This window comes from Nonomuraea sp. H19 (assembly GCF_052068215.1).
GTDB lineage: Bacteria > Actinomycetota > Actinomycetes > Streptosporangiales > Streptosporangiaceae > Nonomuraea.
Genome location: NZ_JBQHCV010000012.1, coordinates 26,941 through 39,691, shown reverse-complemented (window position 1 = coordinate 39,691; position 12,751 = coordinate 26,941). Strand labels below are relative to the sequence as shown.

Sequence of the window (12,751 nt, the reverse complement as noted above, 5' to 3'; positions counted from 1 at the left end):
TCTCACGCCACTCTTCGGTTCCGGATGTCGGGCCTTGCTTTCACGCACCAGCAAAAATGATCGCCCCTTTCACCTCGCTCGCGGCGGCCCCCAGCAGGCAATCATGGCGTGACGGCCTGCCGTGACCGCGAGTGTCATGTCACCCAGGGCTATTTGATGGGCGCAGTGCGTAGTATGTTCGAGAACATGCGGAGGGAAGGAGGTCACAGACCCTCTCCGTCCTCCCGTGTCCATTCCAGGAGCCGGTCCAACGACCACGTGTTGATCACGCGTTCGGCCTCGATCCCGCACCTGGCGACCCGCTCGCAGCCGTACCGCTGCCAGTCGAGCTGCCCCGGCGCGTGCGCGTCGGAGTCGATCGCGAACAGGCACCCCATCTCGTACGCCAGCCGCATCAGCCGCTTCGGCGGATCCAGCCGGTCGGGACGGGAGTTGACCTCGACCGCCACCCCGAACCGCCGGCAGGCCTCGAAGACCAGCTCGGCGTCGAACTCCGACTCCGGCCGCTTGACGCCCCGCCGGCCGCCGGCCTGCACCACCCGGCCGGTGCAGTGCCCCAGCACGTCCACCAGGGGGTTGGAAATGGCGGTGACCATCCGCCGGGTCATGTCCTCACCGCCCATGCGCAGCTTGGAATGCACGCTGGCCACCACGACGTCCAGCCGCTCCAGCAGCTCAGGCTCCTGGTCGAGAGAGCCGTCCAGGTCGATGTCCACCTCGATGCCGGTCAGGATCCGGAAGGGCGCCAGCCGCTCGTTGAGCTTGTCCACGACGTCGAGCTGCCGCTCCAGCCGTTCGGCCGACAGCCCCTTGGCGATGGACAGGCGCGGCGAGTGATCGGTCAGCGCCCAGTACTCGTGGCCGAGCCCGATGGCCGCCTCGGCCATCTCCTCGATCGGCGAGCCGCCGTCCGACCAGTCCGAGTGGCTGTGCAGGTCGCCTTTCAGCGCGCTGCGCAGCACTGCGGTCTCGGCGTCCAGCTCGACCTCCGCCGTGGCCCGCATTCTCCGCAAGTACGTAGGAACCTGACCATCGAGGCTTTCGTTCACAACAAGAGCGGTGACCTTGCCGATGCCCGGCAGGTCACCGAGTCCGCCGGTACGGGCGAGCCGTACGAGCTCGTCTCTGGGGAGGTCGGCGACGACGGCGGCGGCTCGGCGGAAGGCACGCACACGGTAGGTGGGCTCGCCGGCGCGCTCCAGCAGGAAGGCGATCTCGCGCAGCGCCTCGATCGGATCCATGCGTGAAGTCATACCCAAGCCAACGACAACCGCAGACCACTACACATTGATCAGGGACAACGGCCACCGCTAGGCTGATCGGCCCAGGAAAGCAGGAGTTTGATGGCAAAACCGCCGCAGGCGCCCACACAGCCGCCGCGCAAGTCTTCGAAGATCGTCCCGTTGGTGGTCCTCGGGGTCCTGTCGGTGATGGTGGTCGGCTATTGCGCCGCGCAGGACGACGAGGAGGTCACCGCCGACTGCGTCATCCAGTTGGAGGACGGCACCTACGAGGTCGTGGACGACGACTATTGCGATGACGACAACGGCAACACCCACTACTACAGTGGGTCACGCGGCGCTTACACGTGGTACTACGGCGGCCGCAGGGTCGGCAACAAGATCGAGAGCGGCACCACATACCGGCCCTCCGACGTGGACATCACTTCCCGCAACGGGAAGTCGATCCAACGGGGCGGCTTCGGCAACAGCTGGAGCGGCGGGAGCTGAGGCATGCGACGCGAGCATGGCACTCCCAGGGACGGCTGGGAGAAGACGATCGAGGGCCAGGGCCTGGCCTACCACCGCGCCGCCCACCCCATGGGCCTGAGCAGGCCCTACTGGGACGAGTCCGTGCACTACGTCTTCTCGCTGGAGGAGGTCGAGGCGCTGGAGGAGCAGGTCGAGGAGCTCCACGGCATGTGCCTGAGCGCCGTCGAGCACGTGATCTCGACTGGGCGCTACGCCGACTTCGCCATCCCCGAGTGGGCGCGGGAGGAGGTGGCGCGCTCGTGGGAGCGTCGCGACCCGCACCTGTACGCCCGCTTCGACCTGCGCTACGACGGCACGGGGCCGGCCAAGCTGCTGGAGTACAACGCCGACACGCCGACCTCGCTGGTGGAGTCGTCCGTCGTGCAGTGGTTCTGGCTGCAGGACGTCCATCCGGGCGACGACCAGTGGAACTCCGTGCACGAGCGGCTCGTCGACCGCTGGCGCGAGCTGCGACTGCCGCCCGGGCCGGTGCACTTCTCGTTCACGAACGCGGACGAGACCGGCGAGGAGGCCATGACGGTGGCGTACATGCAGGAGACCGCCGAGCAGGCGGGCCTGCAGACGGTCGCCATCGCGATGGAGGACATCGGCTGGGACTCGCTCAACCGGCGCTTCGTCGACGTCCAGGAGCAGATGATCCGGTCGGTGTTCAAGCTCTACCCCTGGGAGTGGATGCTGGCCGACGAGTTCGGGCAGCACGCGGTGCGGCACGCGACGTGGATCGAGCCGCTGTGGAAGACGCTGCTGTCGAACAAGGCGCTGCTGGCCGTGCTGTGGGAGCTCTACCCTGGGCATCCAGGACTGCTGCCCGCCTATCTGGACGGGCCGCGGGAGCTGACCTCGTACATCGCCAAGCCGCTGCTCGGCAGGGAGGGCGCCTCGATGAGGATCGTCACCCCAGAGGGCACACAGGAAACGCCCGGCAGGTACGGCCAGGAGGGATACGTCTTCCAGGGCTTCGAGGCCCTGCCGGTGTTCGACGGGCAGCGGCCGGTGCTCGGCGCCTGGATGGTCGCCGACGAGGCGGCCGGGCTCGGGATCCGCGAGACGACCGGCCTCATCACCGACGACACCTCCTCCTTCGTCCCGCACCGCATCGTCGGCTGAGCCGACCGAGCCGAATGATGTGTCACCTATCACCCCCTCGCTCTGACCGAGCCGGACCCTTCGATTGGAACTGACGTGACCCTTCTCGAGACCCTCGCCCGCGGCGCGGGCGCGATCGCCTCATATGCCGCCGTCGGCATGATTCTAATGATCGTCGGCTTCTACGTGATCGACTGGGCCACGCCCGGCAAGCTGAGCGAGATCATCCGCACCGAGCGCAACCCGAACGCCACCCTGCTGGCCACCTCCGCCATGGCCGCCGTCGGCCTGATCGTGGCCGCCTCCATCTGGGCCTCCGGTGGCCGGCTCGCCGAGGGCCTGGCGGGCACCGCGGTGTTCGGCCTGGTCGGCATCGTGGTGCAGACGGTGGCGATGCTGGTGTTCGACCGGGTCGTCGGCATCTCGGTACGCGATCTGGTCAAGGAACCGGAGTTGCAGCCGGGCGCGCGACTGCTCGCCGTGACGCATGTGGCGATCGGCCTCATCACCGCTGTCGCGGTCATCTGAAACGACCTGGCACTCTAGGAGGCGTGACAGACCGGACCCGGGAGGACACCACGCGCAGGCTTGAGCGGGCCATGGGCTCGCTCGGCACGGCGGCGATGGCGCGCATGGACGACCAACTGCCGTGGTTCCGCGCGCTCAGCGCCGAGGACCGGTCGTGGGTCGGGCTCGTGGCCCAGGCCGGCATCGCCGCGTTCGTCGAGTGGTTCTCGACCGCCGGCGAGGACCGGCCCACGCCCAGCATCGAGTTCTTCGGCACGGCGCCGCGCGAGCTCAAGCGGTCGATCTCGCTCCAGCAGACGGTCGACATCGTCCGGGTCGTGGTCGAAGTGGTCGAGGCGCAGGCGCACGAGCTGGCCGCCCCCGGCGGCGAGCATGAGCTGCAGCAGGCCATGCTCCGCTACACCCGTGACGTGGCCTTCGCCGCCGCCCACCTGTACGCCCGCGAGGCCGAGGCCAGGGGCTCGTGGGACGCCCGGCTCGAGGCGCTGATCGTGGACGCCCTCGTACGCGGCGAGGTGGACGACGGGCTGCATTCGTGGGCGGCCGCGCTGGGCTGGACCTCCTCTCCCGTGGTCGTCATCGCCGGCCACGCGCCCGACGGCGACCCTCGCGCGGTGATCGACGGCCTGCGCGAAAAGGGCCGCCGCATCGGCATGGACCTGCTCGCCGGGGTGCAGGCCGACCGGCTGATCGTGATCGTGGGCGGCGCCAGCGGCGTCGACGACGCGGCCAAGCAGGTCGTGGCCCGCTTCGGCGTGGGTCCCATCGTGATCGGCCCCGAGGTCCCCGACCTGCACGCCGCCGCCAGGTCCGCCAGGGCGGCGCTGGCCGGGCTGAAGGCGTCCGCCGGCTGGCCGGATGCGCCCCGGCCGGTGCACGCCGAGGACCTGCTGGCCGAGCGGGCGCTCGACGGCGACGACGATGCCAGGGAGCAGCTCATCGAGAACGTCTATCTGCCGCTCGCCGGCACGCCGCTGCTCGATACTCTCGCCACGTACCTCGAACAGGGGACGTCGCTGGAGGCGACGGCGCGGTTGTTGTTCGTCCATCCCAACACCGTCCGCTACCGGCTGAAGAAGATCACGGAGCTGACCGGATACCAGCCGACGGAGGGCAGATCCGCCTTCACCCTACAGGTCGGACTGATCCTCGGCAGGCTTGCGGAGAGCGCCGTAACGTGGCGAGCCCTAACGTAACGGCGCCGAAATCCCCACTGTAGGGTTCCTACAAATCACCCCGGACAAAGTTCGTACGGATCTCCATCCGCGTGTCGGAGTTCTACAGGGCATGGTGGATTTCGTGCTTGTACTCGTCGCTCCGGGCCAAGGTGCCCAAACCCCAGGCTTCCTGACCCCCTGGCTCGAGCTGCCCGGTCTGGCGGACAAACTCGGCGCCTGGTCGGAGGTCGTCGGGATCGATCTGATCGCCTACGGGACCACCGCCGACGCCGACGAGATCCGCGACACCGCCGTCGCCCAGCCTCTGCTCGTGGCCGCCGCGCTGGCCTCGGCGGAGGCGCTCGGCGCGGCCCCGGACCTGCTCGCCGGCCACAGCGTGGGCGAGTTCGCCGCCGCCGCGCTGGCCGGAGTGCTCACCCCCGAGCAGGCGCTGACCCTCGTACGCGAGCGCGCCCTGGCCATGGCCAAGGCCGCCGCCGTCACCGAGACCGGCATGACCGCCGTGCTCGGCGGCGTCGAGGAGGAGGTGCTGGCCGCCATCGACAAGCACGGGCTGACGCCCGCCAACATCAACGGCGCCGGCCAGATCGTGGCCGGGGGCACGATGGAGCAGCTGGCCGCGTTCAAGGACGACGCGCCGGCCCGCGCCCGGCTCATCCCGCTGTCCGTGGCGGGCGCGTTCCACACCCACCACATGGCCCCGGCGGTGGAGAGCCTGCGCACGGCCGCCCAGAACGTCGTTCCCGCCGACCCCGCGATCACGTTGCTGTCCAACGCCGACGGCCAGGCCGTCGGCACCGGCGCCGAGTTCGTCGAGCGGGTGGTCAAGCAGGTCAGCAGCCCGGTCAGGTGGGACGCCTGCATGACCACCATGGCCGGGCTCGGTGTCACCAAGATGATCGAGCTGCTGCCCGGCGGCACGCTGACCGGCCTGGCCAAGCGCGGTCTGCGTGGCGTGCAGACCGTGGCGCTGAAGACACCCGACGACCTCGACGCGGCCAGGGAGCTGATCAAATGAGGATCCCCGACATCGCTCCCGGCGCCAGGGTGCTGGCCCTCGGCCACTACCAGCCGGCCAACGTGGTCACCAATGACGACCTGGCCAGGACCATCGAGACCAACGACGAGTGGATCCAGTCCCGGGTCGGCATCAAGGAGCGCAGGATCGCGCTCGAGGCGGAGTCCCTCGAGGACATGGCCACCATCGCCGGCGGCAAGGCGCTGGCCGCGAGCGGCCTGTCGCCCGACGACGTCGACCTGGTCATCGTGGCGACCTGCACGCTCGAGTCGCAGATCCCCAACGCCTCCGCCGTCGTGGCGCACCGCCTCGGCATCAAGGCGCCGGGCGCTTTCGACCTCAACGCCGCCTGCGCCGGCTTCTGCTACGCGCTCGGCACCGCCAGCACCGCCGTACGCGCGGGGTCGGCCAAGAACGTGCTGGTCATCGGCGCGGAAAAGCTGTCACAGTGGATCGACTGGACGGACCGGGCCACCGCCGTGATCTTCGCCGACGGCGCCGGAGCCGCGGTGGTGGGCCCCTCGGAGACCCCCGGCATCGGCCCGGTCGTCTGGGGCAGCGCCGGCGACAAGTCCGACGCCATCCGCATCGAGGACCGCACGAAGTTCCTCCACCAGGAGGGCCAGACCGTCTTCCGCTGGGCCACCACCGCGCTGCACCCGGTGGCCCTGGAAGCCTGCTCACGCGCGGGGGTGGACCCGTCGGAGCTGGCGGCGTTCGTCCCTCACCAGGCCAACCTGCGCATCATCGAGGCCATCGCCCGTAAGCTGGGCGCCGACAAGGCCGTCGTCGCGCGCGACATCGTCACCGCCGGCAACACCTCGGCCGCGTCCATCCCGCTCGCGCTCTCGCGCATGCTGGAGCGCGGCGAGGTCCGCTCGGGCGATCTGGCGCTCGTGCTCGGCTTCGGCGCGGGCCTCACCTATGCGGGCCAAGTGATCGAGATTCCGTAAGATCACGCCGTACCACTCAAGGCTTGTGCGGCACTCCGCACAGAACCCGGCAACACCAAAGGAGAACCAACGATATGGCTGCCACCGAGCAGGAGATCCTCGAAGGCCTCGGCAAGATCATCAACGAGATCACCGGCATTCCGGCCTCGGAAGTGACCCCCGAGAAGAGCTTCGTGGACGACCTTGACATCGACTCCCTGTCCATGGTCGAGATCGCCGTGGCCGCCCAGGACGAGTTCGGCGTCGAGATTCCCGACGACCAGCTCAAGAACCTGAAGACGGTCAAGGACGTCCTCGGCTTCATCCAGGGCTGAAAAACCCACCGACCAGCACCGACCAGCACTGATTAGCAAGGAGCGCGAAACGTGAGTGCGAACCGGGTACGTGTCGTCGTCACCGGGCTTGGCGCGACGACGCCCGTCGGTGGAGACGTCACCTCGACCTGGACGGCGCTCCTCGCCGGTCAGTCGGGTGTCGAGACTCTCGCCACGGACTGGATCGACACCGTCCCCGTGAAGTTCGCGGGGACGGCCGCCGTGGACCCCGCCGAGGTGCTGCCTCGGCCGGAGGCCCGCCGCCTCGACCGCAGCGAGCAGTTCGCCCTGGTGGCGGCGAGGGAGGCCTGGCAGGACGCCGGTGCCCCCGAGGTGCCGCCGGAGCGGCTCGGTGTCGTGGTCTCCAGCGGCATCGGCGGCATCAACACCACGCTGGCGGCGTACGACACCTACCGGGAGCGCGGCTGGAACCGGCTGTCTCCCTTCACGGTGCCGATGCTCATGCCCAACGGCCCGGCCGCCTGGATCGGTCTCGACCTGGGCGCCCAGGCGGGCGTGCACGCCACGGTGTCGGCGTGCGCGTCCGGCGCCGAGGCCATCGGCTACGCGATGGACATGATCAGGGTGGGCCGCGCCGACGTCGTGGTCGCCGGCGGCACCGAGGCCGCCATCCACGGCCTCAACATGGCGGCCTTCGCCGCCGCGCGGGCCATGTCCACCCGCAACGACGACCCGGCAGGCGCGTCCCGGCCGTGGGACCGCGACCGCGACGGGTTCGTGCTCGGAGAGGGCGCCGGCATCGTCGTGCTGGAGTCTGAGGAGCACGCAAGGGCGCGCGGCGCGCGGATCTACGCCTACTGCGCCGGCGTCGGCTACTCCGCGGACGCCCACCACATCACCCAGCCCGAGCCCGAGGGGCGCGGCATCATCATGGCGATGACCCAGGCGCTGACCAACGCGGACATCACCGGGCTGGACGTCAAGCATGTCAACGCGCACGCCACTTCGACCCCCGCGGGCGATGTCGGCGAGGTGCAGGCGGTGGCCAAGGCCATCGGCACGCACCCGCTGGTGACCTCCACCAAGTCGATGACCGGGCACCTGCTCGGCGGCGCGGGCGGCATCGAGTCCGTCTTCACCATCAAGGCGCTCCAGGAGCGGATCGTCCCCGCCACCATCAACCTCGACAACATCGACGACGGCATCGAGGTGGACCTCGTCTACGGCGAGAACCGCAAGCTCCCGGAAGGCGACATCGCCGCGGTCAACAACTCGTTCGGATTCGGCGGGCACAACGTGACCGTCGTGTTTAAGGGGGCTTAAATGACCGTGCTCGACAACCGGGTGGTGACGCGGGACTCCGATCAGGAGCCTGCTGATCCCCGCGATCCCATCGTCCGTCTGACCGCGCTGCTCGACGAGGGCTCGCTGCGGCTGATCACCGCTGAGGACAAGAGCGGCGTGCTGGCCGCCATGGGCCGTGTCGAGGGCGTACCTGTCGTCGCCTTCTGCAGCGACGCCCGCTTCCAGGGCGGCGCGATGGGCAGCGACGGTTGCGAGCACATCGTGCACGCCTACGACGTGGCCGTCCGTGAACGGGTGCCGATCATCGGGATCTGGCACTCCGGCGGTGCGCGACTCGCCGAAGGCGTCGAGTCGCTGCACGCCGTCGGCCGGGTCTTCGCCGCCATGACGAAGGCATCCGGTGTCGTGCCGCAGATCTCCGTGGTCGTCGGCGCCGCCGCCGGCGGCGCCGCGTACGGTCCCGCACTCACCGACCTCGTCATCCTGGCCGACTCCGGCCGCATCTTCGTCACGGGCCCCGACGTGGTCCGCAGCGTCACCGGCGAGAACGTCGACGCCGCGGCCCTGGGCGGCCCCGAGCCCCACAGCAAGCGCAGCGGCGTCGTGCACGTCGTCACCAAGACCGAGACCGACGCCTACGTCAAGGCGCGCCAGCTCGCCACGCTGCTCGGCCACCAGGGCCGGGTACGCACCGGCGAGATCGGCGAGGTGGACTTCTCCACGCTGCTGCCCGAGTCGGCGCGACGGGCATACGACGTCAAGCCGCTGGTCAACGGCCTGCTCGACGAGCCCGGCATCGAGCTGCACCCCAAGTGGGCGCCCAACATCGTCACCTCGCTCGGCCGCCTCGGCGGCCGCACGGTCGGTGTGATCGCCAACAACCCGATGCGGCTCGGCGGCTGCCTCGACGCCACGTCCGCCGAGAAAGCCGCCCGCTTCGTACGTATGTGTGACGCGTTCGGCGTGCCATTGGTTGTCCTCGTGGACGTGCCCGGTTACCTGCCGGGTGTCGGGCAGGAGCACGACGGCGTGGTGCGCCGCGGCGCCAAGCTGCTGCACGCCTTCGCCGAGGCGTCGGTGCCGCGGGTCACGCTGGTGACGCGGAAGGCGTACGGCGGGGCGTACATCGCGATGAACTCCCGCGCCCTGGGCGCCACCAAGGTGTTCGCCTGGCCGACGACCGAGGTCGCGGTCATGGGCGCGGTGGCCGCGGTGCGCATCCTGAAGCGGCGTGAGCTGGCGGCGGCGCCGGAGGAAGAGCGGGCCGAGCTGGAGCAGCGGCTGGCCGTCGAGCACGAGCAGCTCGCCGGCGGGCTGGCCAGGGCGCAGGAGCTGGGGGTCATCGACGAGGTGATCAAGCCGGAGGAGACCCGCGGCGCGATCGCCAAGGTCCTCGCCCAGGCGACCCCGGCCAGAGGCGCCCACGGCAACATCCCTCTGTAGGTTCTCCCCGAAAGGCCCCGCACCGGCGCAGGTGCGGGGCCTTTCGGCTGTGCGCCACCGCGCCCGGGGCGGCTGGGGAAGGTACGGAACTTTCGCCGCGCTGCCTCGCAGAGCGGCGAGGGAGGGCTTCCGCGTAGGACGGCCGCCGCCGGGGGGCGCTGCTCGCTGGGGCGCCCGAGGGGAAGGCGTGGGCGCGGGGGCTTCGGCCCGGCGGGCAGGCGAAGGCGCACGTGGCGGGGGTCAGGCGGCGGGGGTCAGGCTTGTTGGCGTGCGGCCGACGGGCCGGGGTCTGAGAGCGGCCGGGCAGGCGACGGGCCGGGGTCGGACAGCGGCCGGGCAGGCGGCGGACCGGGGTCGGACAGCGGCGTGCGGGCAGGGGGCCGGGTCAGACGGCGGCGTGGAGCCAGCGGACGGGGGCCCCGTCCCCGGCGTACCTGAACGGCTCCAACTCCTCGTCCCACGGCCGGCCGAGCATCTTGTCGATCTCCTCCTCCAGCACGCACCGCCCCTGGGTGGCCATCATCATCGCCGTCCTGAGCCGGTCCTCGGGGATCATGATGTCGCCGGCGGCACCGATGACCGCGGTGAAGGCCCCGAGCGTCGGCGTGTAGGCATGCCTGGACCCGTCCACGCCCGGTGAGGCGTCCTCGGTGATCTCGAATCTGAGGCGCTGCCAGCCCATGAGGGACGAGGCGATGGCCGCCGCGATGCCCGCGCGGCCCTCCCACTCCGCCTGTGCCCGCACGACGTTGGGCGCGGCGGGTTGCGGAGTCCACGTCAGGTCTACGGGCACGCCAAGAACACCCGCGACTGCCCATTCAATGTGAGGGCACAGCGCGGGCTGAGCCGAGTGGACGTAAAGGACGCCACGAGCAGACACCGGACCTCCCGTTTCGGTACGAGGTGCGCCTTCCCCAACGGCCTCGCCACGGGATGATCACAAGTGACTAGGGAGAGACTACCGTCGGTCGCTATCCGGCACCAGAGGGGGGCCATACCAAGTTGGTGCGGGAGTGTCGCGTGACAGGTGTCCGGGGCGGGAAACATACCCCGCCATGGAACTGCAATCTGTCGGCGCGGCGTTCATCCGGCCAGGCCAGGTGCTGACCGACCGGGCGGCGCTGTCGGTCGTGTCGCGCTGGACCCAGGCGGTCTCGGAGGCGGACGGCGTCTGCGTCATCCATCTGTCGCCCGGCGTCGACCCCTGCGAGATCACGGCCGAGCTGCGCGGGCGGGGGCTCCGAGCCTCGCCGAACCACGTGTTCCGCGGCCAGCCGCTGTTCTTCGGCGGCCCGGCGTCCAGGCCCTTCCCCGCCCGGCCCATCGCGTTCAAGCCGGGCAGATCCCGGTCCGGCGTGGTGATGGGGCTGCTGGACACCGGTGTCGCCAAGCACCCGTGGTGGTCCGGCGCCGACTGGTACGACGACGTCGGCCCAGAGGAGGCCGACGCGCCGGAGGGCTCGCAGGCCGGGCACGGCACGTTCATCGCGGGACTGCTGACCCGCCGGGCGCCCGGCGCGCCGCTGCGCGTCGGCCGGGTGCTCAACGGCGACGGCCTCGGCGACGAGGCGAGCGTCGTACGCGCCCTCCACCGCATGCGGGAGCGGCCCCCGCACGTGCTCAACCTGTCCTTCGGCGGCCACACGTTCGACGACCGGCCGCCGCCCCTGCTGGCGGACGCCATCCGCGCGCTGACCGGCACGGTGACGGTGGCCTGCGCCGGCAATACGGCTTCCGACCGGCCGTTCTGGCCCGCCGCCCTGCCCTACGTGGTGGGCGTGGCGGCCGTGGACGCCTCTGAGGAGCGCAGGGCCCCCTACTCCGGATACGGCACGTGGGTGGACGCCTGCGCCCGTGGCGACTGGCTGACCAGCAGCTTCCTCGACACGAGCGAGTTCGGCGGCTATGCGGCGTGGAGCGGCACGTCGTTCGCCGCCGCGCTGGTGTCCGGCGCCATCGCCGACGCGGCCAGGAAGGAGCCGGCGAAGGAGGTGGTCAGGCGGCTGCTCGATGAGGAGGCGACCCGGCAAATTCCCGATCTGGGAGTTCTCTTCCCGGCGAGTCTGTAGAGTTTACGCTGAGTCCCCGGTCAATCACGTGGAGGCATGATCGCCTCTCCGTGCCGGACGAGAGGAGGCCGCGATGCACGATCCGCGCGAACCGGCGGAGCTGCTCGAAGCCGCGGCCGAGGGCGACCGGTCCGCCTGGGACGAGCTCGAGTCCAGGTTCGGGCCGCTCATGTGGGCCGTGGCCCGCGCGTGCGGCCTGAGCCCGTCTGACGCGGCGGACGCCGTACAGGGCGCCTGGCTGCGCCTGCTCCAGCACCTCGAGAGCATCAGGGATCCGGCGGCGGTGGGGGGCTGGCTCGTGACGACCGTGCGCCACGAATCCCTCCTGCTCCTGCGGAAGGACCGCCCGGGAGTCTCCTCCCTCGAGGTCGTCGAGGACCCTGACCCAGCCTCCGCCGTTCTGGAGACCGACGGCAGGCGGCTGCTCTGGAAGACGGTCTCCGCTTTGCACGAACCCTGCCGCACGCTGCTCCAACTGGTCGCGATCGACCTGGGGAGCCGGCAGACGGCGACGCGGCTCGGGCTGCCGATCGGCAGCGTCGGTCCGACCAGGGCCCGCTGCCTGGAAAAACTGCGCACTCTGATCTCATCACAGGAGACGGCGCAATGATCAATGACGAATACTTCCTGGCGGCTCTCCGGCTGGCCGCCGGGAACGACCCGATACCGAGCCACGTGTCCACCGCCGCACGGGAGGTCTACGGGCTTCGGGTCCCCCGGGCGGTGACCGCCGCCCCAGCCGAGTTCGCCGCGATCCACACCAATGCGGGGGCGCGCGGTGACGACGGCTCCCACTTGGTGCGCTTCGTCGCCGCCGGGCTCACGTTCGACCTGGAGGTGACGGTGGGTGACGGGCTCATCGACGTCGCAGGACAGGTCTTCCCGTATCCAGGAGAGGACGCCCTCGTCGATGTGAGAACCCCGCACCTGACGCTGACCAGACGCATCGCCGACAACGGCCATTTCGTCGCCACCGGGCTGCCTCCGGGCTGGCTCAGCGTGGTGTGCCACCGGCCCGGCCATGCCCCGATACAGACCAGATGGGTGCGCATCCGGCCCTGACCCGCGATCGGCCCGTTCCCACACTGACCCGCAGCCAGCCGGTCTGATGTGATCCTCAGCAA

Annotated in this window: 14 protein-coding genes; 12 read left to right on the top strand and 2 right to left on the bottom strand. The window is 70.4% G+C overall.

All coding sequences use genetic code 11. The features are described from left to right. Nucleotides 1-203 precede the first annotated feature (203 nt). Nucleotides 204-1,241 (bottom strand): PHP domain-containing protein, encoded by a 1,038-nt coding sequence (locus ACTMTI_RS26350; protein WP_441123190.1) that lies wholly within the window; start codon nt 1,239-1,241, stop codon nt 204-206. A 102-nt stretch (nt 1,242-1,343) separates the two neighbouring features. Here ACTMTI_RS26350 and ACTMTI_RS26345 point away from each other — a divergent pair, with 102 nt between their 5' ends. From ACTMTI_RS26345 to ACTMTI_RS26305, 9 genes are all read left to right on the top strand, one after another. Further along, entirely contained in the window at nt 1,344-1,730 is a 387-nt protein-coding gene (locus tag ACTMTI_RS26345; RefSeq protein ID WP_441123189.1) for a hypothetical protein, read from the top strand. A gap of 3 nt (nt 1,731-1,733) precedes the next feature. Then, the gene (locus tag ACTMTI_RS26340; protein WP_441123188.1) at nt 1,734-2,879 is read left to right on the top strand and encodes a glutathionylspermidine synthase family protein; all 1,146 of its coding nucleotides are present in this window, start codon (nt 1,734-1,736) and stop codon (nt 2,877-2,879) included. A gap of 75 nt (nt 2,880-2,954) precedes the next feature. Then, nucleotides 2,955-3,386, top strand: coding sequence for a DUF350 domain-containing protein (locus ACTMTI_RS26335; RefSeq protein WP_441123187.1), 432 nt, complete (start codon nt 2,955-2,957; stop codon nt 3,384-3,386). A 71-nt stretch (nt 3,387-3,457) separates the two neighbouring features. Then, nucleotides 3,458-4,582, top strand: a complete 1,125-nt coding sequence (locus tag ACTMTI_RS26330) for a PucR family transcriptional regulator (protein ID WP_441123427.1) — start codon at nt 3,458-3,460, stop codon at nt 4,580-4,582. A 103-nt stretch (nt 4,583-4,685) separates the two neighbouring features. Continuing rightward, entirely contained in the window at nt 4,686-5,582 is an 897-nt protein-coding gene (locus ACTMTI_RS26325; RefSeq protein ID WP_441123186.1) for an ACP S-malonyltransferase, read from the top strand. Further along, on the top strand, nt 5,579-6,535 hold the full coding sequence (locus ACTMTI_RS26320) for a beta-ketoacyl-ACP synthase III (RefSeq protein WP_441123185.1): 957 nt from the start codon (nt 5,579-5,581) through the stop codon (nt 6,533-6,535). The genes ACTMTI_RS26325 and ACTMTI_RS26320 overlap by 4 nt, the downstream gene beginning before the upstream one ends. Nucleotides 6,536-6,609: 74 nt before the next feature. Beyond that, nucleotides 6,610-6,849 (top strand): acyl carrier protein, encoded by a 240-nt coding sequence (locus ACTMTI_RS26315; RefSeq protein WP_441123184.1) that lies wholly within the window; start codon nt 6,610-6,612, stop codon nt 6,847-6,849. 51 nt (nt 6,850-6,900) lie between these two features. Then, complete coding sequence (gene fabF, locus ACTMTI_RS26310; protein ID WP_441123183.1) at nt 6,901-8,133, top strand: beta-ketoacyl-ACP synthase II; 1,233 nt, start codon at nt 6,901-6,903, stop codon at nt 8,131-8,133. Beyond that, nucleotides 8,134-9,558, top strand: a complete 1,425-nt coding sequence (locus tag ACTMTI_RS26305) for a carboxyl transferase domain-containing protein (RefSeq protein ID WP_441123182.1) — start codon at nt 8,134-8,136, stop codon at nt 9,556-9,558. It begins immediately after the preceding gene. Between the two features lie 385 nt (nt 9,559-9,943). On the opposite strand, the gene ACTMTI_RS26300 is transcribed toward ACTMTI_RS26305, so the two are convergent. Beyond that, nucleotides 9,944-10,438, bottom strand: a complete 495-nt coding sequence (locus ACTMTI_RS26300) for a DUF3145 domain-containing protein (RefSeq protein WP_441123181.1) — start codon at nt 10,436-10,438, stop codon at nt 9,944-9,946. Between the two features lie 175 nt (nt 10,439-10,613). Between ACTMTI_RS26300 and ACTMTI_RS26295 the strand changes: the two genes are divergently transcribed. From ACTMTI_RS26295 to ACTMTI_RS26285, 3 genes are all read left to right on the top strand, one after another. Further along, nucleotides 10,614-11,627: a S8 family peptidase gene (locus ACTMTI_RS26295; RefSeq protein WP_441123180.1), complete on the top strand. Its 1,014-nt coding sequence runs from the start codon at nt 10,614-10,616 to the stop codon at nt 11,625-11,627. A gap of 73 nt (nt 11,628-11,700) precedes the next feature. After that, nucleotides 11,701-12,237, top strand: coding sequence for an RNA polymerase sigma factor (locus tag ACTMTI_RS26290; protein ID WP_441123179.1), 537 nt, complete (start codon nt 11,701-11,703; stop codon nt 12,235-12,237). Continuing rightward, nucleotides 12,234-12,689: a hypothetical protein gene (locus ACTMTI_RS26285; RefSeq protein ID WP_441123178.1), complete on the top strand. Its 456-nt coding sequence runs from the start codon at nt 12,234-12,236 to the stop codon at nt 12,687-12,689. Before ACTMTI_RS26290 ends, ACTMTI_RS26285 begins: the two co-directional genes overlap by 4 nt. Nucleotides 12,690-12,751: the final 62 nt, after the last annotated feature.

Coding starts and splice junctions, on each gene's coding strand:
- ACTMTI_RS26305 (WP_441123182.1), top strand. CDS start 8,134: ATGACCGTGCTCGACAACCGGGTGGTGACGCGGGACTCCGATCAGGAG.
- ACTMTI_RS26320 (WP_441123185.1), top strand. CDS start 5,579: ATGAGGATCCCCGACATCGCTCCCGGCGCCAGGGTGCTGGCCCTCGGC.
- ACTMTI_RS26340 (WP_441123188.1), top strand. CDS start 1,734: ATGCGACGCGAGCATGGCACTCCCAGGGACGGCTGGGAGAAGACGATC.
- ACTMTI_RS26350 (WP_441123190.1), bottom strand. CDS start 1,241: ATGGATCCGATCGAGGCGCTGCGCGAGATCGCCTTCCTGCTGGAGCGC.
- ACTMTI_RS26295 (WP_441123180.1), top strand. CDS start 10,614: ATGGAACTGCAATCTGTCGGCGCGGCGTTCATCCGGCCAGGCCAGGTG.
- ACTMTI_RS26345 (WP_441123189.1), top strand. CDS start 1,344: ATGGCAAAACCGCCGCAGGCGCCCACACAGCCGCCGCGCAAGTCTTCG.
- ACTMTI_RS26330 (WP_441123427.1), top strand. CDS start 3,458: ATGGGCTCGCTCGGCACGGCGGCGATGGCGCGCATGGACGACCAACTG.
- ACTMTI_RS26285 (WP_441123178.1), top strand. CDS start 12,234: ATGATCAATGACGAATACTTCCTGGCGGCTCTCCGGCTGGCCGCCGGG.
- ACTMTI_RS26315 (WP_441123184.1), top strand. CDS start 6,610: ATGGCTGCCACCGAGCAGGAGATCCTCGAAGGCCTCGGCAAGATCATC.
- ACTMTI_RS26290 (WP_441123179.1), top strand. CDS start 11,701: ATGCACGATCCGCGCGAACCGGCGGAGCTGCTCGAAGCCGCGGCCGAG.